Here is a 19,721-nt window from a genome sequence, read left to right as displayed (position 1 = left end):
AGGCTCAGTCGAGGAGGATCGTCTGCATCTGATCCAGATGCTTGCGCGCGTGGCCGATGATGTCCTCGTAGACCGCCATCTCCAGGCCAATGCGGTCGAAGGTCTCCGGGGCAACCGGGGGCACGAAACGTTCCCCGGAGGATCCCAGCCGCAAGGAATTGGCGATGCTGTCGGCGACGTGCACGATGGCCGTCTCCACGGGAAACGCGCGGGCCTCTTCCGGGGCATGGTGGTAGCGCGTGGCCTCCACCTGGGCCGGGGCCATCCCCCATTCCTCCAGCAGGGCGGACCCGATGGCGGCGTGGTCAAAACCCAGCAGCTCGCGTTCTGCCTCGTACAACAGGCACTGCTCGCGCTCGCGGATGTTGATCAGCTCCTCAGTGCGGCTGCCCAGCCGAAGAAACAGCAGCAGCCGCCCGAGGTCGTGCATGATCCCGTAAAGGTACAGGCGCTCGATGTTCGCTTCGCGCCGAAAGCGGGCGATCGAGCGGCTGAGCACGCCGACTGCAATGCTGTGGCGCCAGAACGATTCCATGTCGACGCCGATGACCGGCAGGCCGCGGAAGTGCTCGATCACGATGGTCGACAGCACGATCTGCCGCATCTGTTGCAGGCCGATGATGGAGACTGCCCGGTGCAGGGTATCGATCGGTTCGGGGAAACCGTACAGTGAAGAGTTCGCCATGCGCAGCGTCTTCGCCGCAATGGCCGGGTCCAGTTCCACCGCCTCGGTAATCCCGGCCACGTTCGCGGTCGGGTCGCTAAGGCGCGAGAAGATCGTGTTGTAACTCCCGGAAAAGCTGCACAACGAGTCATCCTGCTCGAGAAACTCGGCAACGGTCATCATGCGCTCCGAGCCTTGTGGCCGCGGCGCATGAGCTCGTCGATCAGCTGGGCACGCGCGATGGAGTAGATGCCGTCCATGGGATGGGCGGTCAAGTCACAGTGACGGAAGCGCTCGGCCAGGATCGTGTCGGCCTGTTCCTCCATCTCCGGCGTGGGCCGGGCCTCCGGCGACAGGTCCGGGACCGCGTCGTCCCGCGAATCGTTGGCCGCGGCATGTTCGTCCTCGACGATCTCGACAGTGCTGATGCCCCAGGACAGGAGCACGCGGATCTGCTTGTCCTGGAGCACCATGCCGGCGGGGATCAGGAGACGGCCGGAACGGTCATGCACGGCTGTTGCCAGCGTCTGACCGGACTGAATCACCTCCGTGGATACCCGCCGTCCCATGGCCAAACCTTATGCGGAAGCTGCGAGCTGGCGCAACACGTAGGGCAGGATGCCGCCGTGGCGGAAGTAATCCACCTCCTGCGGGGTATCCAGCCGCACACGTACGGCAAAGGTCTTGCGGTGGCCATCATCGGCCACGGCCGTGACCGTGGCCTCGCGCGACTCGCCGTTCTCCACGCCGGTAATGCTGTAGGTCTCGCGCCCGGTCAGTCCGTGGCTGGCCGCGTTCTCGCCGGGCAGGAACTGCAGCGGCAGTACGCCCATCCCCACCAGGTTGGAGCGGTGGATACGCTCGAAGGTCTCGACGATGACCGCCTTGACGCCCAGCAGCAGGGTGCCCTTGGCGGCCCAGTCGCGCGAAGAGCCGGTGCCATATTCCTGTCCGGCGATGACGATCAGCGGGGTGTCTTCTGCCTGGTACTGCATCGCCGCGTCGTAGATCGACATCTGCTCGCCATCCGGCAGGTGCTGGGTCACGCCCCCCTGGGTCCCGGGCGCCAGCAGATTGCGCAGGCGCACGTTGGCGAAGGTCCCGCGCATCATCACTTCATGGTTCCCGCGGCGGGAGCCATAGGAGTTGAAGTCGGCCGGCTTCACGCCCTTCGATTCCAGATAGCGACCCGCCGGGCTGTCCTTGGCGATGGAGCCGGCCGGGGAGATGTGGTCCGTGGTCACCGAATCACCCAGCAGCGCGAGGACGCGCGCGCCCTGGACATCGTTCCAGGGCGTAGGCGTCATGCTCATGCCCTCGAAGTAGGGCGGGTTGCGTACGTAGGTGGAATCCTCCTGCCAGTCGAAGCGCTGACCCTGCGGCGCCTCCAGGTTGCGCCAGCGTTCCTCGCCGGAATAGAGGTCACCATAGGCGCTGGTAAAGCTGCTGGCGCCGACATGGCTGGCCACCGCCTCGCGCACTTCTTGCGTGGTCGGCCAGATATCCTTCAGGTAGACCGGCTCGCCCTGTTGATTCTCCCCGATCGGGTCGCTGTACAGGTCGATGTTGCTGCGTCCGGCCAGGGCGTAGGCAACCACCAGCGGCGGCGAGGCCAGGAAGTTCATCTGCACCTCCGAGTGGATCCGCCCCTCGAAGTTGCGGTTGCCGGAGAGCACCGAGCTGACGATCAGGTCATCCTTGATGATGGCCTCGGAGATCGGTTCCGGCAGCGGACCGGAGTTGCCGATGCAGGTGGTGCAGCCATAGCCCACCACGTGGAAACCGAGGGCCTCGAGGTCCGGCAACAGACCGGATTTCTCGAGGTAATCGGTCACCACGCGGGAGCCTGGAGCCAGCGATGTCTTCACCCAGGGCTTCACCTGCAGTCCGGCCTCGCGTGCCTTGCGCGCCACCAGGCCGGCACCCAGCATCACCGAGGGGTTGGAGGTGTTGGTGCAGGAGGTGATTGCCGCGATCACGATGTCGCCGTGATCCAGGGTGAAGGTCTCGCCGTCCATCTCGATGGCGGTGTGGTGGGGCTCTTCCGCCTGATGCTCGACGCCCACGGCGGTATGCCCGCCCTCGGCCGCGAAGCGCTCGGCGTCGTCCGGTTCATCGGCGCCGCTCTCGCGCTCTTTCAGCATGGTGTCGAGGTGGCGGCTAATGGTGGCGCCGGCCTGGCTCAGCGGGATGCGGTCTTGCGGGCGCTTGGGCCCGGCCAGGCTTGGCTCCACGGTAGACAGATCCAGCTCCAGCATGTCCGTGTATCGCGCGATCGGGGCATTGTCGTTGCGCCACAGGCCCTGGGCCTTCGCGTAGGCCTCGATGAACTCGATGTGCTGGGCGTCGCGCCCGGTCAGGCGCAGGTAGGTCAGGGTCTCATCATCGATCGGGAAGATGCCGCAGGTGGCGCCATATTCCGGGGCCATGTTGGCGATGGTGGCGCGATCGGCCAGCGGCAGATCGGCCAGGCCGTCGCCGAAGAACTCGACGAACTTGCCGACCACGCCCTTCTTGCGCAACGTCTCGACGATCACCAGCACCAGGTCGGTCGCGGTCGCGCCCTCGGCCAGCTTGCCGGTCAGGCGGAAGCCCACGACCTGCGGGATCAGCATGGAGATCGGCTGGCCGAGCATCGCGGCCTCGGCCTCGATGCCACCCACGCCCCAGCCGAGCACGCCCAGGCCGTTGATCATGGTGGTGTGGGAGTCGGTCCCGACCAGGGTGTCGGGGTAGGCCATGCAGCCCCCCTCGGCCTGGTCATCCACGAACACCGTGCGCGCCAGGTACTCGAGGTTCACCTGGTGGACGATGCCGGTGTCCGGCGGCACCACCTTGAAGGTGTCGAACGCCTGCTGGCCCCACTTGAGGAAGCTGTAGCGCTCGCGGTTACGCGAGTATTCGAGCTCGGCGTTCAGGTTCATCGCGTTGGCGTTGCCGTGGGCATCCACCTGCACGGAGTGGTCGATGACCAGTTCGGCCGGCTGCAGCGGGGTGATCTTCTTCGGATCGCCGCCCAGGGCCTCCATTGCATCGCGCATCGCGGCGAGGTCGACGACCGCCGGCACCCCGGTGAAGTCCTGCAGCAGCACGCGCGCCGGACGGAACGCGATCTCCTGGGTCGGTTCGGCCTTCGGATCCCAGTCCAGCAAGGCCTCGATGTCGGCGCGGCGCACCGTGCGCTCGTCCTCGAAGCGCAGCAGGTTTTCCAGCAGCACCTTCAGCGCAAACGGCAGGTCGGTCGCCCGGGCGTCGTCGGTGATCGGCACGTAGCGGCATTCGCGGCCGCCAGCGGTGAGGGTCCGGGTGTTCTTGGGGTCAGCGTGGCTCATGTGCGTCTTCCGCGTTCAGGTATTGAGTCGATTGAGGATGTCATGCGCTTCGCGAATCAGCCGCTTGCGGCCGAAAAGCAATTTCCAGCGCGATCCACCGGCCTGGCGCCAGAGGACCGCCGCGCGGATCCCGGCCAGCAGCAACGCACGGATGCGCGCGGCGGTGTCGGGATTGGAGAGGTTGTTCTGTTCGCCCTGCACGATGATGCGCGGGCCGAGCTCGGAGATGGTCTCCTTGTAGATCTCGGCCAGCCGGGCAATCACGCTTTCGTGGGTAATGTGGAAGTAGTCGATCTGGCGCTGGGCGCCCTGCAGGCCGTCGGTCAGCTTCTGCAGCATGTCGTCGCGCTTTTGCAGCTTGCGCTCGAGGAAGATCAGCCCGATGGCGTAGCGGGTGATCTCCATGTCTGGCGGCTTGCTGCCGTTTTGCAGCTGGCTCTCGATACGTTCCAGGCCACTGCGCAGGCTGACCGCCTCGCGATAGACCGCTTCCGGGGTGTCCGCGTCGAAGGCGAACAGGCTCCCGACCAGGACCTCGAATTCGTAGTCGTCGCAGCTCCCGCGCCAGGCCAGATCCTTGACCAGGCTCGCGCACTGGAAGAGGGCGGCCAGCGCCAGGGTGCGGTTGTGATCGGAGCGGTCCAAACCAGTCGGTTCCTTGGGTGGGTCGGAGTCGGGTCGCCGGGCAGCGGCCACTATACCGGAAGTGGCCTGGCAGACTCACGGCGCATTCGTGGTTCGTGTGGCGATCACCGCCCCGCCCAGGCAGACATCGCCGCGGTAGAAGGCGATGGACTGCCCCGGCGTCGCCGCGCGTTGGGGTGTGTCGAAGACCACGGTGGCGCCGGCCGTGTCCAGCGCCTGCACCCGGCATTCCTGCAAGGGCTGGCGATGGCGTAACCGGGCCTGCAGCGGCTCACCGGGGACCGGTACATCGTGGATCCAGTGCACCACCTCGGTGGTCAGTGAGGGGCTCATCAATAGCGGGTGCTGCGGATCCTGGGCGACCACCAGGGTGTTGCTGTCCAGGTCCTTGTCGACGACATACCACGGGGCTTCGGCAAAGCCGTCGACCCCGCCGATCCCCAGGCCCTGGCGCTGACCGAGGGTGTAGAACATCAGACCCTGGTGGCGACCGACCACCTGGCCTTCCGGGGTGCGCATCGCTCCCTCGGGCGCTTTCAGGTACTGGGCGAGGAAGTCACGGAAGCGTCGCTCGCCAATGAAGCAGATCCCGGTGGAATCCTTGCGCGCATGGTTCGGCAGACCCAGTTCCCGGGCGCGTTCGCGGACCTGATGCTTGGGAATGTCTCCGAGCGGGAACAGGGCGGGGCGCAGTTGCTCCTGGGTCAGGGTATGCAGGAAGTAGGTCTGGTCCTTGTTGGCATCGGCCGCCTGGCACAGCTCACTGTAGTGCGCGTGATGGCGCACCCGGGCGTAGTGACCGGTGGCAATCCAGCGCGCCCCGAGATCCCGGGCATGATCGAGGAACGAGCGGAACTTGATCTCGCGGTTGCAGAGGATGTCGGGGTTCGGGGTGCGCCCGGCCTCGTACTCATGCAGAAACTGCGTGAACACCCGCTGGCGGTAGTCCTCGGTAAAGTTGGCCTTGTGCAGGGGGATCTCGAGAGAGTCCGCCACTTCGCGCGCCATTGCGTAGTCGGCCTCGGCGGCGCAGTACTCGGCGTCGTCGTCATCTTCCCAGTTCTTCATGAACAGGCCTTCGACGCGATAGCCGGCCTCCAGCAGGCGGCTGGCCGCGACAGCGGAATCGACCCCACCGGACAATCCGACGATGACGCGCTCGCCGCGCATCATGCGCCCGGCGCCCGAACCAGATCGCCCACCGCCGCGAGCGGCAGCCGCAAGCCGTCCTGATACCGGCGGATGCTGCGCATCACCAGCAGACTGCGCAAGGGCCATTCACCCTCGGCCTGTTCGGGCGCCAGCCAGTGCAGGGCATGAATCGCCGGGTCGCGGGGGGCAGGGGATTGAACCGGTGACACCGGGCCGCAGAAGGTCACGCGCAGAATCACGGCGCCGCTGGCCACTTGCAGCAAGTCGCAGCCGAGGGCCGCCTCGGGCACGAATTCCAGGCAGGTTTCCTCGCGGACCTCGCGGATCACGGCCCCGATCAGGTCCTCGTCGGCATCCAGGTGGCCTGCGGGCTGGTTCAGCACCCGGCGGCCGGCGTCGGTTTCCTCGACGAACAGGAACCGGCCCTCGCGCTCGATTACGGCGGCCACGGTGATATGACAGGGGAGGCGGTCGGTCATGGCACGGATGATAACGCAGGCTGCCGGTCGGGCTGCCATAGGGGAACGCGCAATCGCGCACTGGTTCGGTCACCGGAAAACCCGGTCCGGCATGTATAATCAGGTCATACGTGATTAACGATTCATCTACGAAATCCGCACAAGGAGTTGGCATGGCCTATCAGCACATTCAGGTCCCGGAGAAGGGCGAACGCATCACTGTCGACGACCAGGGGAAGCTGCAGGTGCCGGATCATCCGGTGATCCCCTACATCGAAGGTGACGGGATCGGTGTGGACATCACCCCGGTGATGCGCCGGGTGACCGATGCGGCGGTGGAAAAGGCCTACGGCGGCAAGAAGGCCATCGAGTGGATGGAGGTTTACGCCGGCGAGAAGGCGACGCAGGTCTACGATGACGACTCCGGGCTGCCTGACGAGACCCTGGAGGCGGTGAAGGACTATCGCGTGTCGATCAAGGGTCCGCTGACCACCCCGGTGGGTGGCGGCTTCCGCTCCCTGAATGTGGCCCTGCGTCAGAAGCTGGATCTGTATGTCTGTCTGCGCCCGGTGCGCTATTACGACGGCACCCCGAGCCCGCTGAAGGAGCCGGAGAAGACCGACATGGTGATCTTTCGCGAGAACTCCGAGGACATCTACGCCGGGATCGAGTTCGAGTCGGGGACCCCGGAGGTCAAGAAGGTCATCGACTTCCTGCAGGACGAGATGGGTGTCACCCAGATCCGCTTCCCGGAGACCGCCGGGATCGGTGTGAAGCCGGTCTCCAGCGAAGGCACCAAGCGCCTGGTGCGCAAGGCCATCGAATATGCGATCGATAACGATCGCCCGTCGGTGACCCTGGTGCACAAGGGCAACATCATGAAATTCACCGAAGGCTCCTTCAAGGCCTGGGGCTACGAGCTGGCACGCGAGGAATTCGGTGCGAAGGATCTGGACGGCGGTCCGTGGCAGACCTTCAAGAACCCGAAGACCGGGCGTGACATCGTGATCAAGGATGTGATCGCCGACGCCTTCCTGCAACAGATCCTGCTGCGCCCGGAGGACTACTCGGTGATCGCGACCCTGAACCTGAACGGCGACTACATCTCCGACGCCCTCGCGGCCCAGGTGGGTGGTATCGGCATCGCGCCGGGGGCGAACCTGTCCGACAGCACGGCGATGTTCGAGGCCACGCACGGCACGGCGCCCAAGTATGCCGGTCAGGACAAGGTGAACCCGGGGTCGCTGATCCTGTCTGCCGAGATGATGCTGCGGCACCTGGGCTGGTCGGAAGCGGCCGACCTGGTGGTCAAGGGCATGGGTGGAGCGATCAGTGCCAGCGAGGTCACCTACGACTTTGCGCGGCAGATGGATGGCGTCGAGCCGATCGACTGCTCGGCCTTCGGCGAGGCGATGATCAAGCACATGTGAGGGTCGGGTGGTCGGAGTGTCCGTAAGGGCACTTGGCCTGAACCCGGAACCAATCGAGGATGACGACTAACAAACGAGTAACCGCTGAAGGCGTAATTTCGACCGATGAGTAATGACAAGCCCCAATCCCCCGATCGAGACGACTCGGTAACGGTCGAAGAATCGAGGCCGGAGCTCAAGCCACCGCGACAGTACAAGGTGGTGTTGCTCAACGACGACTTCACGCCGATGGAGTTCGTGATCGAAGTACTGGAGACCTTCTTCAGCATGGATCGCGAGAAGGCCACCCGGGTCATGTTGCATGTGCATACGCGTGGCAAAGGCGTATGCGGCATCTTTACCCGGGATGTGGCCGAGACCAAGGTGGCGCAGGTGAACGACTATGCCCGCAGTCATCAGCACCCACTGCTTTGCTCGATGGAGGAGGTCTGACTCCCATGCTCGACAAGGAACTCGAATTCAGCCTGAACATGGTCTTCAAGGAGGCCCGCGAAAAGCGTCACGAGTTCGTGACGGTTGAGCATCTGCTGATGGCGCTGGCGCAAAATCCCAGCGCTGCCACGGTGCTGCGGGCCTGCGGGGGCGATCTCGATCGCATCCGCGACGAGCTTGCGGCCTATATTGACGAAAACACGCCGCGCATCCCGCCGAGCGATTCGCGCGAGACCCAGCCAACCCTGGGCTTCCAGCGAGTGCTGCAGCGGGCGGTATTCCATGTGCAATCCAGCGGGCGCAAGGAGGTCTCCGGCGCCAACGTGCTGGTGGCCCTGTTCGGAGAGCAGGACAGCCAGGCCCTGTACGTGCTGGGTCAGCAGAATATCTCGCGTCTGGACGTCGTGAATTTCATCTCCCACGGCATCTCCAAGGTCGGGGAAGACGAACTCGGGGCCCAGCCCAACCCGGGCGAGTCCCAGGGCGAGCCGGTGGAGGGTGAACGCGAAGAAAAGACCAACGCGCTGCAGCTCTACGCCGCCAACCTGAACGACAAGGCGCGCAAGGACGAGATCGACCCGCTGATCGGGCGCGATCACGAGATCGAACGCACCATCCAGATCCTCTGCCGCCGCCGCAAGAACAACCCATTGCTGGTGGGCGAGGCCGGCGTGGGCAAGACCGCGATCGCCGAGGGTCTGGCGCGCCGCATCGTCGATGAACAGGTACCGGACGCGATCGCGTCTGCCACCGTCTATTCGCTGGATCTGGGCGCGCTGGTCGCCGGCACCAAGTACCGCGGTGACTTCGAGAAGCGCCTGAAAGGCGTGCTCGCCCAACTCAAGAAAGAGCCGGGCGCGGTGCTGTTCATCGACGAAATCCACACCATCATCGGGGCCGGAGCGGCCTCCGGCGGGGTGATGGACGCCTCCAACCTGATCAAGCCGATGCTCGCCTCGGGCGAGCTGAAGTGCATCGGGTCCACCACCTATCAGGAATATCGCGGCATCTTCGAAAAGGACCGGGCCCTGGCGCGGCGCTTCCAGAAGATCGAGGTGCCGGAGCCGACGGTGGACGAGACCGAGCAGATCCTGCGCGGCCTGAAGTCCCGCTTCGAGACGCACCACAACGTGCGCTTCACCAAGCCGGCCCTGCGCGCGGCGGCGGAACTGGCCGATCGCTACATCACCGACCGTTTCCTGCCGGACAAGGCCATCGACCTGATCGACGAGGCCGGGGCCAGCCGGCAGTTGCAGCCGGTCAGCCAGCGCAAGAAGACCATCGGCGTCCAGGACATCGAGACGATCGTGGCCAAGATCGCGCGCATCCCGCCGAAGTCCGTCTCCAGTTCCGACAAGGAGACCCTGCGCCACCTCGATCGCAACCTGAAGATGACCGTCTTTGGACAGGACGAGGCCATCGGGACGTTATCCACCGCGATCAAGATGGCCCGCTCCGGGCTGGGCGACATGGACAAGCCGATCGGCTCGTTCCTGTTTGCCGGGCCGACCGGTGTCGGCAAGACCGAAGTCACACGCCAACTGGCGCAGCAGATGGGCATCCATCTGGCCCGCTTCGACATGTCCGAGTATATGGAGCGGCATACCGTATCTCGCCTGATCGGGGCGCCGCCAGGCTATGTGGGCTACGAACAGGGAGGGTTGCTGACCGATGCCATCCTGAAGCATCCGCATTCGGTGCTGCTGCTGGACGAGATCGAGAAGGCCCACCCGGACGTGTTCAATGTGCTGCTGCAGGTGATGGATCACGGCACGCTGACCGATGCCAATGGGCGCGAGGTCGACTTCCGCAACGTGATCCTGGTTATGACCACCAACGCGGGGGCCGAGCAGGCCAGCCGTCCATCGGTGGGCTTTACCAAGCAGGATCATTCCAGCGATGCGATGGAAGCGATCAAGCGCACCTTCACGCCGGAGTTCCGCAACCGCCTGGATGCCACCATTCAGTTCGGGCCGCTGGACGAGGCCACCATTCTCAGCGTGGTCGACAAGTTCCTGATCCAGCTGCAAGCCCAGCTCGACGAGAAGAAGGTGCATATGACGGTCGAGCCGGAGGCGCGTGCCTGGCTGGCCGAGCACGGCTACGATGTCAAGATGGGCGCGCGCCCGATGGCGCGTACGTTGCAGGAGTACATCAAAAAGCCGCTGGCCGACGAGCTGCTGTTCGGGCGACTGGCCCACGGTGGCGAAGTGGTGGTCCGATTGGGCGAGGCTGGTCTGGAGCTGGATATCCAGGAAACGGCGGTGCCGTCCTGACGCGGCTCGCCGATCCGGCGTTACCGGGCCCGGGAGGGCCCGCAAACGAAGAAGCCCCGGTCCGGCCGGGGCTTCTTCGTTGGAGAGGGAACTTACTTGTTGCGGTAGACGATACGACCCTTGGTCAGGTCATAGGGCGTCATCTGCACGATCACCTTGTCACCGCGCAGGATCCGGATGTAATGCTTGCGCATTTTTCCGGAGATGTGCGCCGTGATCGTGTGCCCGTTTTCGAGCTCCACCCGGAAGGTGGTGTTGGGGAGCGTTTCGACTACAGTGCCCTCCAGCTCGATTTCGTCTTCCTTCGCCATACGGTCCCTCTCGTATTGAATCAAGGTGCGACATTATCCGGATGCACCGGCGGAACACAAGTCACGTGGCGGCTTTCGGGGGACATAGCCACGCCCCGGCGACGGACCAGAGGCGGTCCCTGCGGATGGGCGGCGTTTGCCGGGGTGTACGTGACCGCCTACACTACGCGCGCTTTCACGCGCGAGATCTGTAACGAATGACAACTTCTTGGGCCGCCGTATTTCCGGGGCAAGGGTCCCAGTCCGCCGGCATGCTGGCCGATCTGGGCGATGACCACGCCATTGTCCGCGACACCTTTCAGGAAGCGTCGGATTGCCTCGACGCGGATCTCTGGAGCCTTTGTCAGCATGGTCCGGTGGAACAACTCAACCAGACCGAGTGGACACAACCGGTGATGCTGGCTGCCGGGGTCGCCGCTTGGCGCCTCCTGACCGAACAAACGGACGCCCGCCCGCAGGCCGTCGCGGGCCACAGCCTGGGCGAGTACAGCGCCCTGGTGGCCGCCGGCGTCCTGCGCTTCCCGGATGCGGTACGCCTGGTCGCCGAGCGCGCCCGGGCCATGCAGGCTGCGGTGCCGGAGGGTGAAGGCGCGATGGCGGCCATCCTTGGGCTCGACGATGCCGCGGTACACGCGCTTTGCCTCGAGCATGCCGGTGGCGAGATCCTGGAGGCGGTCAATCTGAACGCACCGGGGCAGGTCGTGATCGCGGGCAATGCCACTGCGGTGGATCGGGCCGTAAGCGGTGCCAAGGATGCTGGTGCGAAGCGCGCCCTGAAGCTGCCAGTCTCGGTCCCGTCGCATTGCGCACTGATGCGCCCGGCCGCGGAACGCCTGCAGGCGGCCCTGGACGGCACCACCTTTCAGTCCCCCACCATCCCGGTCTGGCAGAATGTGACTGCCGCGCCGACCGATGCCGCCACGGCCATCAAGGAAAATCTGGCCGCGCAGCTGTATCGCCCGGTGCGCTGGGTCGAGACCATTCGCGGCTTGCGCGGGCAGGGCGTGGCGGTTCAGGTTGAATGCGGGCCGGGACGCGTCCTGACCGGTCTTGCCAAACGCATCGACCGCGAACTGGAACTGTTCGATGTTGCCGACCGCGATACCCTGAAGGTCACGCTCGAACGTCTGGCCGCGGGCTGATCGACCGACTGCGACTTTCTCTCACTTGAAGTAAAGGCTTAACCATGTCCGACAGCAAACGTGTAGCCCTTGTAACCGGTGCAAGCCGCGGAATTGGCGCGGCCATTGCCCGCCGTCTGGCGGAGCAGGGCCTGCAGGTGGTGGGTACCGCGACCAGTGAGTCCGGCGCCGAACGGATCACCGAAACCCTGAAGCAATGGGGCGGGCGCGGCATTGCGATGGACGTGACCGACGCGGACTCCGTCGCAACCGGCCTGCAGGCGATCCAGGAACAGGAAGGGCCGATCGAGGTGCTGGTCAACAATGCCGGTATTACTCGCGACAACCTGTTCATGCGAATGAAGGACGCGGAATGGGACGCAGTCCTCGACACGAACCTGTCCGCTGCCGTGCGCCTGACACAGCGCCTGCTGAAAGGCATGATGAAGCTGCGCCGCGGCCGCATCATCCTGGTGGGTTCGGTCGTGGGCTCCACCGGCAACGCCGGGCAGACCAACTACGCCGCCGCGAAAGCCGGCCTTGCTGGATTTGCCCGTTCCCTGGCGCGCGAGGTCGGGAGCCGCAGTATCACCGTGAACACGGTCGCACCGGGTTTCATCGATACCGACATGACCCGCGAACTGGGCGATGACACCAAACAGGCCCTGCTCGGACAGATTCCGCTGGGGCGCCTGGGGGCGCCGGAAGAGATCGCCGCGGCCGTCGGTTTCCTGGCCTCCGAGGAGGCCGGATACATCACCGGCGAGATCCTGCATGTGAACGGCGGGATGTTCATGCATTGATCACGACGGGTCGGCCGTAGGCCGCCCGCACGACCCGCTGCGCGGATCGCTAGATCGCGGCGGGGCTTTTCTCTAGAATGGCGGACCTTTCAACGAAGCCGCCTCACACTGAAGGGGATTTCTGAACCATGAGTAGCATTGAAGAACGCGTCAAGAAAATCGTTGTCGAGCAGCTGGGTGTCAAGGAAGAGGACGTGACCAACGCGGCCGGCTTCGTCGACGACCTGGGTGCGGATTCGCTGGACACGGTGGAACTCGTCATGGCGCTCGAAGAGGAATTCGAAACCGAAATCCCGGACGAGCAGGCGGAAAAGATCACCACCGTGCAGCAGGCGATCGATTACATCAACGAGCACATGAAGGACTGATTCGACGCCTCCGGGCGCCGATCAGGACGACGCGAACGGGCCTTCCTGCGCGCAGGGCGGCCCTTCGTCGTTGCGCTGAGCGCGTAATTTCAGTCTTTCGAGGAGAACACATTGGCTAAGCGACGTGTCGTGATTACCGGACTGGGGATCGTCTCCCCGGTCGGATCCACTATCGACAAGGCCTGGAGCAACATCAAGGCCGGCAAGAGCGGCATTTCCCCCATCGATGTCTTCGATGCATCGGACATGCCGGTGAAGATCTCCGGCGCGGTCCGGGACTTCGAAGCCAATGACTACGTCCCGCCGAAAGACCAGAAGAAGATGGACACCTTCGTCCTTTACGGGATCGCGGCGGGGCTTCAGGCCCTGGATGACTCCGGTTTGGAAGTCACCGAGGAGAACGCCGAGCGGATCGGGGTGGCCATTGGCTCCGGGATCGGCGGGCTGCCTTATATCGAACGCTCCTACGGCGCGTACTTGAAGGGCGGGGCGCGCAAGATCTCCCCGTTCTTCGTGCCCAGTGCGATCATCAACATGGTGGCCGGGAACCTGTCCATCATGCGCAACCTGCAGGGTCCGAACATCTCCATCGTCTCGGCCTGCGCCACCGGTACCCACAACATCGGCGACGCCGCTCGCATGATCGCCTATGGGGACGCCGATGCCATGGTCGCCGGCGGGGCCGAGATGGCCACCACGCCACTGGGCATTGGCGGCTTTGCCGCCGCCCGCGCGCTGTCCACTCGCAATGACGACCCTGAACGCGCCTCGCGTCCCTGGGACAAGGACCGCGATGGCTTTGTGCTGAGCGATGGCGCCGGTGTAATGATGCTCGAAGAATACGAGCACGCGAAGGCCCGCGGGGCCCACATCTACTGCGAAGTGGCCGGCTTCGCCTGGAATGCGGATGCGCACCACATGACGCAGCCGATCCAGGATGGTTCCGGTGCCGCCAAGTGCATGCATCGTGCCTTGAAAGATGCCGGGGTGAATCCGGAAGAGGTTGGGTACATCAATGCTCACGGGACCTCGACCCCCGCAGGTGACCTGGCGGAGACCCAGGGCCTGAAGAAGGCCTTCGGCGATCACGCCTACAAGCTCATGGTCAACTCCACCAAGTCGATGACCGGCCACCTGCTGGGTGCCGCCGGCGGGATCGAGGGCGTGTTTACCGCCCTGGCGCTGCGCGATCAGGTGTCACCGCCGACCATCAACCTGGAAAACCCGAGCGAAGGGTGCGACCTGAACTACGTGGCCAACGAGGCCCGCGAAATGAAGACCAAGGTCGGCCTGTCGAACTCCTTCGGTTTCGGGGGCACCAACGGCACTCTGGTGTTCCGCAGCATCTGACGCTGCGACGCCGCCATGGCGGTCCATGAACTGGCCGCCGGGGTCGACTTTGCGGCCCTGGCGCGGCGATTCCCAGAGCGCTATCCCCACCTGCTGGAGTCGGCCCTGATCGGGCAGGCTCCGGCTCGTTTTTCCATCCTGTTCGCCTTCCCCGGCCGCACGTTGTCCAGTGCGGCCGGAGAGGACGTGGTGGGCGTGCTGGATCAGGATCTCTCGAGCACACCACCACTCGACCCCGACGACGCCGCATATGCCCATCTCCCGTTCCTCGGGGGATGGTTCCTGTACGCCGGGTACGAACTGGCCTGGCGCATGGAGCCGGCCCTGGGTGATTGCCGCTCGGACCCCTGGCTGCCGGATGCCCTGGTGACCTATTTCCCGGCGGCACTGATCCACGATCACCACGAGGGGACCACCTGGTTCGTCGACGAGGCAGGCGATTGCGCGCGTTTGGAGCGGGTGGAGTCGGACTGCGCGACAGTCCGGGGCCAGCCGAGTCCCGCATCCGAGCCGCTGCCCGCCCTGGCCCTTCAGGAGGAGGACGCCCAGCGCTATCGCGACGCAGTGATGAAGGGCCTCGAGTACATCCGGGCCGGCGACACCTTTCAGGTCAATCTATCCCGCGAATGGCGTGCCACCGCCGCGCAGCCGCTGGATCCGGCGGGGCTGTACACCCGCCTGCGCGAGGCCAATGCCGCGCCGTTTGCCGCGTGGCTGCAACTCCCCGGTGCTCACGTGATCAGTTCCTCCCCAGAGCGGCTGGTGTCGGTCGAAAACGCCATGGTCGAGACCCGGCCGATTGCGGGGACCCGTCGCCGCGATCCGGATGCGGAAGAAGACCGGCGTCTTTTCAGTGAGTTGACGTTCAACATCAAGGAACGCGCCGAGCATGTCATGCTCGTGGATCTGGAACGCAATGATGTCGGGCGCGTGGCCGAGATCGGTAGCGTGCGCGTGGCAGAGCTGATGACCATCGAGAGCTATCGCCGGGTGCATCACATCGTCTCCAGCATTGTCGGGCGCCTGCGCCCGGGCACCACCACGGCCGACATCCTGCGCGCGGTCTTTCCGGGCGGCACCATCACCGGCTGCCCGAAGATCCGCAGCATGCAGATCATCCAGGAACTGGAACAACAGGCCCCACGTGGGGCCTATACCGGAGGCTGCGGGTACGTCAGCCGCCACGGCCGCATGGATACCAATATCCTGATCCGAACCCTCGTCGTTCGGGGGAACGAACTGCGGTTTCGGGCGGGGGCGGGCATCGTCGCGGACTCCGATCCCGAGCGCGAGCTGGAGGAGACCCGGCACAAGGCACACGGCCTGCTGGAGGCGCTGCAGGGGGCGGGGGGGAAGAGCCCATGATCCTGGTGAATGGCGAGCCCGAGGGGCGGGTATCGCCATTGGATCGGGGGCTACTCCTGGGCGACGGCCTGTTCGAGACGCTACGGGTGCGACAGGGCCGACCACAGCTATGGGCCTACCACTGGGCCCGCCTGACGCGCGGGCTGGAGCAACTCGGGTTTCCGCAACTCGGCGAGACCGCGGTGCTGGACGAGATTGCGCGAGTGGCGACCCTGCCAGTCTGCATGGTCCGGCTGACGGTGACCCGGGGTGAGGGGCCAAGGGGCTACGCGCCGCCCGCGGCACCGGCACTGACTCGGATCGTCAGTGCCAGTCCGGCGCTGGACGACGCCGCCCCCACTGAACGCGAATCCCTGAGCCTGGGTTGGGCCGCAGTGCCGATCGGCGTAAACCCGGCGCTCGCGGGCCTCAAGCACACCAGTCGCCTGGAACACGTGATGGCCCGGCGCAGCTGGCAACCGGGCTGGGACGAGGCAATCCTCCACGATGCGCTGGGGCGCGTGGTCAGCGCCACGCAGGGGAATCTCTGGCTGCGCGAAGGGCGTACCTTGCTCACCCCGCCGGTGGATCAGTCCGGGATCGCCGGTACGCGGCGCGCCTGGGTCCTCGAGCATGCCGAACGGTTTGGGTTCGAGGTGATCGAGGCGTACCCGGACCCCGCGCGTATCGAGGGAGCCGATGCGCTCTATGTCAGCAACGCGCGTATCGGGATGACCCCGGCCGTGCTGTCCGAAGGGGACAAGCGGGGGCCTGCGTGGCAGGATGATCCGCTGTATCCAATGGGAATTGCATTGCATGAAGCGGATTAGCCTCGCTGTCCTGGCGCTCCTGGTCGTTCTGGCCCTGGGCGCCGCCTGGTGGCTGAGCGAACACTACCAGGCGCAGCTGGATACGCCGATGGCGCTGGACGCCTCGGAGCGCTTTCAGTTGGAACCGGGGCAGGGGCTGCGTTCGGTGAGCAGGACCTTTGCCGAACGCGGCTGGGTGGATTCTGCCTGGGTGCTCGAGGCCTATGGACGGCGTCAGGGGATTGCACCGCGTCTCCAGGCGGGAGAATACGCCGTGACGCCGGGCATGACCCCGCGCGAACTGATCCATGCGATGGCCCGCGGCGAGGTGGTGCAGCATCGCCTCACGTTCCCCGAGGGCTGGACCATCCGCCAGGCGCTGGCCGCGCTGCGCGAGCACCCGGAACTCATCGGGCCCGCCGAATCGGTCGGGGTCGACAACCTGCTGGAGGCACTGGGGCTCGAGGACCTGGGACACCCGGAAGGATGGTTCCTGCCGGACACCTATTTCTTCGGCTCCGGAACCGAGGCCCTGACGGTGCTGCATCGCGCCCACCAGGCGATGGGCCTGCACCTGGACCGCGCGTGGGAGGACCGCATCGAGGACCACCCGGTGAATTCCCCCTATGAGCTGCTGATCCTTGCCTCCATCATCGAACGCGAGACCGGGCGCGGGGACGAACGTGACCGGGTGGCCGGGGTGTTCGTGAATCGGCTCAAGCGCGGCATGCGCCTGCAGACCGATCCCACCCTGCTGTACGCGCAGGAGCCCGGCGTACAACGCCTGACGCGCGCCGAACTCGACCGCGACCACCCCTACAACACCTACACCCGCGCCGGGCTCCCGCCAACGCCAATCGCGCTCCCGGGGCGCGCGGCGCTGCAGGCGGCTGCACGTCCGGCCGAAACCAATGACCTGTTCTTCGTCTCGCGCGGCGACGGCAGTCATCATTTCTCCGAGACCTATCGTGAACATCGCGAGGCCGTGATCCGCTACCAGCTGGGCGGGGATGGCAGCCGCTACGGCATCCGCAACCGGTAACTGGAGACGCCCTGCACATGGAACGCTCGCCCCATCCCGGCCATTTCCTGGTCCTCGAAGGCATCGAGGGCTCGGGCAAGACCACCCAGATCGAGCGTCTGGACACCGCGCTGCGCGCTGCCGGACACCCGGTGCGCAACACCCGGGAGCCGGGCGGGACCGCCCTCGGCGAACGCCTGCGCGCCCTGCTGCTGGACCCCGATCTGCCGGGCATGTGTGCCGAGTCCGAGCTGCTATTGATGTTCGCCGCGCGGGCCCAGCACCTGCACGAGGTGATTCGGCCGGCTCTGCAGGCCGGCGATTGGGTGCTTAGCGACCGCTTTACCGATGCCTCGTTTGCCTACCAGGGGGCCGGGCGGGGACTCGGGTCCCAGCGGGTCGCGCAGCTGGAGGACTGGCTGCAGGGCGATCTCCGCCCGGATCTGGTAATCCTGCTGGACATCGACTCAGAGACCGGGCTTGATCGCGCCGTCCAGCGCGGCCGGCGAGACCGCATCGAACGCGAGGCGCTGGACTTCTTCGAGCGCGCACGCCAGGCGTATCGGGAACGCGCCGAGCGAGCGCCGGGACGCTATCTGGTCGTGGATGCATCCGCGGACCCGGACACGGTAGCCGAGCGCATCCTCGCGGGCGTGCGCGAGCGCCTGCCGTTGCACGCGCTGGAGGGTTAAGGTGGCCATGGCTGCACCAGTCACCGACGATATGCTGCCGCCCTGGCTGCAAAAGCCGTGGGAGGCGCTGGCGCGGCGCGGGCGCGAAGGGCGCCTGCCCAGCGGTCTACTGGTCCATGGCGCTCCGGGCGTTGGCAAGGCACTGCTGACGCGGGCGCTGGTCCAGGCCCTGCTGTGCCAGCGCGCGACGGGCACCGAGCCGCCGTGCGGCGAATGCAACGGCTGTCGCAGCTTCCTTGGTGGTGTACACCCCGAGGTGATGACGCTGGAGCCGGAGGAGGCGGGCAAGGAAATCCTGATCGCGGCGGCCCGCGAGGCGATCGAGTTTCTCTCGCTGTCCGGTTCGGGCGGGCTGCGCAGCGTGATCATCCGCCCGGCCGATGCCCTGAACACGAACGCGGCGAATGCGCTGCTGAAGACCCTGGAGGAACCCCCGCCCAGGGCCATGCTGATTCTCGAGGCAGCTCAGCCGGCGCGCCTGCCAGCGACCATCCGCAGCCGCTGCCAGATGGTCGAAATCGCCACGCCGGGGCCTGCCGAAGCAACGGACTGGTTGCGCGGGGCCGCCGATGACCCTGCGGCAGTGGACGAGGCCTATGCCGCCAGTCTCGGGCGTCCGCTGGCCGCCCGCGAGATCCTGACCGACCCCGACCGTATGGCGCGCTGGGAACAGGACCGCGAGGCCCTGACCCTGCTACTGCGTCGCCCCGGGGTGACACCGATGGCCAGTGCCATGCAACGCAGCCTGCCGGAATCCCTGATCCCGCGAATCCAAGCTCTGCTGGTTGCGGCCCAGCGCCTGCTCGTCAACGGCGAGCCGGATGCGTTTGGCCGGCAGTTCCCGCGCGATCGACTCGAGGACTTCGCGCGCCGCATGGGACCGCGTCGGCTGGCTGAACTGTCGAATCAAGCGCTCGGCTGGCAACGCCAGGCCTCGCGCCAGCTTAACCCGCAGCTGCGCATGGAAGACATCGCATTGAGCTTCCTCGAGCAGTAAGGCGTCACTCGCCACGAGTACAGTCGGGGTGGCGCGGTATCGGTGCGATGGGCGATACTGCCAGACCCAGTACGATTTCAGGTCACACGGAGGGTCTATGGCCGGGCAGGGCATGCTCACCTTGGCAATCAAGGAAAAACCCGCGCTGTATGCGGCATACATGCCGTTCGTGACCAATGGCGGTCTGTTCATCCCGACCGACAAGGCCTACAAGCTCGGAGACCAGGTCTTCCTGCTGCTGTCCCTGCTGGAGGATTCGGATCGCCTTCCGACCCCCTGCACGGTGGTCTGGATTACGCCGCCGCGCGCCCAGGGCAACCGGCTTCGGGGCATCGGCGTGCAGTTCAACAAGTCGGACAAGGGTGTGACCCACCGCCGCATCGAGGAACATCTGGGCGGCATGCTGAACTCCGACCGCAAGACCCATACCTTCTAGAAGAGACGTCCTTGCGGACGACGCCTCGCGCCCTTGGGGCGCGCTCCCACACGCGTTACCACCGGCCGTTCTCCGCCGTA

The 19,721-nt window shown here is 65.7% G+C and carries 20 protein-coding genes; 13 read left to right on the top strand and 7 right to left on the bottom strand.

What is annotated here, in order from left to right; translation table 11 throughout:
- Nucleotides 1–4 precede the first annotated feature (4 nt).
- From D579_RS0106475 to D579_RS0106450, 6 genes are all read right to left on the bottom strand, one after another.
- Nucleotides 5–844 (bottom strand): HDOD domain-containing protein, encoded by an 840-nt coding sequence (locus tag D579_RS0106475; protein WP_018951458.1) that lies wholly within the window; start codon nt 842–844, stop codon nt 5–7.
- Nucleotides 844–1,176, bottom strand: coding sequence for a hypothetical protein (locus D579_RS0106470; RefSeq protein ID WP_018951457.1), 333 nt, complete (start codon nt 1,174–1,176; stop codon nt 844–846). The genes D579_RS0106475 and D579_RS0106470 overlap by 1 nt, the downstream gene beginning before the upstream one ends.
- Before the next feature lie 66 nt (nt 1,177–1,242).
- Complete coding sequence (acnA, locus tag D579_RS0106465; RefSeq protein ID WP_018951456.1) at nt 1,243–3,996, bottom strand: aconitate hydratase AcnA; 2,754 nt, start codon at nt 3,994–3,996, stop codon at nt 1,243–1,245.
- A 15-nt stretch (nt 3,997–4,011) separates the two neighbouring features.
- Nucleotides 4,012–4,641: a high frequency lysogenization protein HflD gene (gene hflD / locus D579_RS0106460; RefSeq protein ID WP_018937572.1), complete on the bottom strand. Its 630-nt coding sequence runs from the start codon at nt 4,639–4,641 to the stop codon at nt 4,012–4,014.
- A 75-nt stretch (nt 4,642–4,716) separates the two neighbouring features.
- A complete protein-coding gene (gene mnmA / locus D579_RS0106455; RefSeq protein ID WP_018951455.1) occupies nt 4,717–5,814 on the bottom strand; it encodes a tRNA 2-thiouridine(34) synthase MnmA in 1,098 nt (365 codons plus the stop codon).
- A complete protein-coding gene (locus D579_RS0106450) occupies nt 5,811–6,272 on the bottom strand; it encodes an NUDIX domain-containing protein (RefSeq protein WP_018951454.1) in 462 nt (153 codons plus the stop codon). The genes mnmA and D579_RS0106450 overlap by 4 nt, the downstream gene beginning before the upstream one ends.
- Nucleotides 6,273–6,424: 152 nt before the next feature.
- Between D579_RS0106450 and icd the strand changes: the two genes are divergently transcribed.
- The 3 genes from icd to clpA all read left to right on the top strand — a co-directional run bounded on the left by icd (nt 6,425) and on the right by clpA (nt 10,389).
- Nucleotides 6,425–7,681: an NADP-dependent isocitrate dehydrogenase gene (icd, locus tag D579_RS0106445; RefSeq protein WP_018937575.1), complete on the top strand. Its 1,257-nt coding sequence runs from the start codon at nt 6,425–6,427 to the stop codon at nt 7,679–7,681.
- 105 nt (nt 7,682–7,786) lie between these two features.
- Nucleotides 7,787–8,113: an ATP-dependent Clp protease adapter ClpS gene (gene clpS / locus D579_RS0106440; protein ID WP_018650138.1), complete on the top strand. Its 327-nt coding sequence runs from the start codon at nt 7,787–7,789 to the stop codon at nt 8,111–8,113.
- Nucleotides 8,114–8,118: 5 nt separating this feature from the next.
- Nucleotides 8,119–10,389, top strand: coding sequence for an ATP-dependent Clp protease ATP-binding subunit ClpA (gene clpA / locus D579_RS0106435; protein ID WP_018145673.1), 2,271 nt, complete (start codon nt 8,119–8,121; stop codon nt 10,387–10,389).
- A gap of 92 nt (nt 10,390–10,481) precedes the next feature.
- On the opposite strand, the gene infA is transcribed toward clpA, so the two are convergent.
- The gene (gene infA / locus D579_RS0106430) at nt 10,482–10,700 is read right to left on the bottom strand and encodes a translation initiation factor IF-1 (protein ID WP_012982660.1); all 219 of its coding nucleotides are present in this window, start codon (nt 10,698–10,700) and stop codon (nt 10,482–10,484) included.
- A gap of 197 nt (nt 10,701–10,897) precedes the next feature.
- Here infA and fabD point away from each other — a divergent pair, with 197 nt between their 5' ends.
- The 10 genes from fabD (at nt 10,898) to D579_RS0106380 (ending at nt 19,641) form a co-directional block, all read left to right on the top strand.
- Nucleotides 10,898–11,842: an ACP S-malonyltransferase gene (gene fabD / locus D579_RS0106425; protein ID WP_081621695.1), complete on the top strand. Its 945-nt coding sequence runs from the start codon at nt 10,898–10,900 to the stop codon at nt 11,840–11,842.
- A gap of 44 nt (nt 11,843–11,886) precedes the next feature.
- On the top strand, nt 11,887–12,624 hold the full coding sequence (gene fabG, locus D579_RS0106420; RefSeq protein ID WP_018951452.1) for a 3-oxoacyl-ACP reductase FabG: 738 nt from the start codon (nt 11,887–11,889) through the stop codon (nt 12,622–12,624).
- A 128-nt stretch (nt 12,625–12,752) separates the two neighbouring features.
- On the top strand, nt 12,753–12,992 hold the full coding sequence (gene acpP, locus D579_RS0106415; protein ID WP_018145676.1) for an acyl carrier protein: 240 nt from the start codon (nt 12,753–12,755) through the stop codon (nt 12,990–12,992).
- Nucleotides 12,993–13,121: 129 nt separating this feature from the next.
- Nucleotides 13,122–14,342, top strand: coding sequence for a beta-ketoacyl-ACP synthase II (gene fabF / locus D579_RS0106410; protein WP_018937578.1), 1,221 nt, complete (start codon nt 13,122–13,124; stop codon nt 14,340–14,342).
- 15 nt (nt 14,343–14,357) lie between these two features.
- Nucleotides 14,358–15,707: an aminodeoxychorismate synthase component I gene (locus D579_RS0106405; protein ID WP_018951451.1), complete on the top strand. Its 1,350-nt coding sequence runs from the start codon at nt 14,358–14,360 to the stop codon at nt 15,705–15,707.
- Nucleotides 15,704–16,516: an aminodeoxychorismate lyase gene (gene pabC / locus D579_RS0106400; RefSeq protein ID WP_018951450.1), complete on the top strand. Its 813-nt coding sequence runs from the start codon at nt 15,704–15,706 to the stop codon at nt 16,514–16,516. The genes D579_RS0106405 and pabC overlap by 4 nt, the downstream gene beginning before the upstream one ends.
- The gene (mltG, locus tag D579_RS0106395; RefSeq protein WP_018176795.1) at nt 16,503–17,537 is read left to right on the top strand and encodes an endolytic transglycosylase MltG; all 1,035 of its coding nucleotides are present in this window, start codon (nt 16,503–16,505) and stop codon (nt 17,535–17,537) included. The genes pabC and mltG overlap by 14 nt, the downstream gene beginning before the upstream one ends.
- Nucleotides 17,538–17,554: 17 nt before the next feature.
- Complete coding sequence (gene tmk / locus D579_RS0106390; RefSeq protein WP_018951449.1) at nt 17,555–18,208, top strand: dTMP kinase; 654 nt, start codon at nt 17,555–17,557, stop codon at nt 18,206–18,208.
- Between the two features lie 7 nt (nt 18,209–18,215).
- Complete coding sequence (locus D579_RS0106385; protein ID WP_026289454.1) at nt 18,216–19,205, top strand: DNA polymerase III subunit; 990 nt, start codon at nt 18,216–18,218, stop codon at nt 19,203–19,205.
- 97 nt (nt 19,206–19,302) lie between these two features.
- Nucleotides 19,303–19,641, top strand: coding sequence for a PilZ domain-containing protein (locus tag D579_RS0106380; RefSeq protein WP_017941553.1), 339 nt, complete (start codon nt 19,303–19,305; stop codon nt 19,639–19,641).
- Nucleotides 19,642–19,721 lie beyond the last annotated feature (80 nt).

Source organism: Thioalkalivibrio sp. AKL12 (assembly GCF_000377925.1).
Lineage (GTDB): Bacteria > Pseudomonadota > Gammaproteobacteria > Ectothiorhodospirales > Ectothiorhodospiraceae > Thioalkalivibrio > Thioalkalivibrio versutus.
Note: the sequence above shows the minus strand (reverse complement) of the source record. Positions and strands in the feature narration are given on the sequence as shown.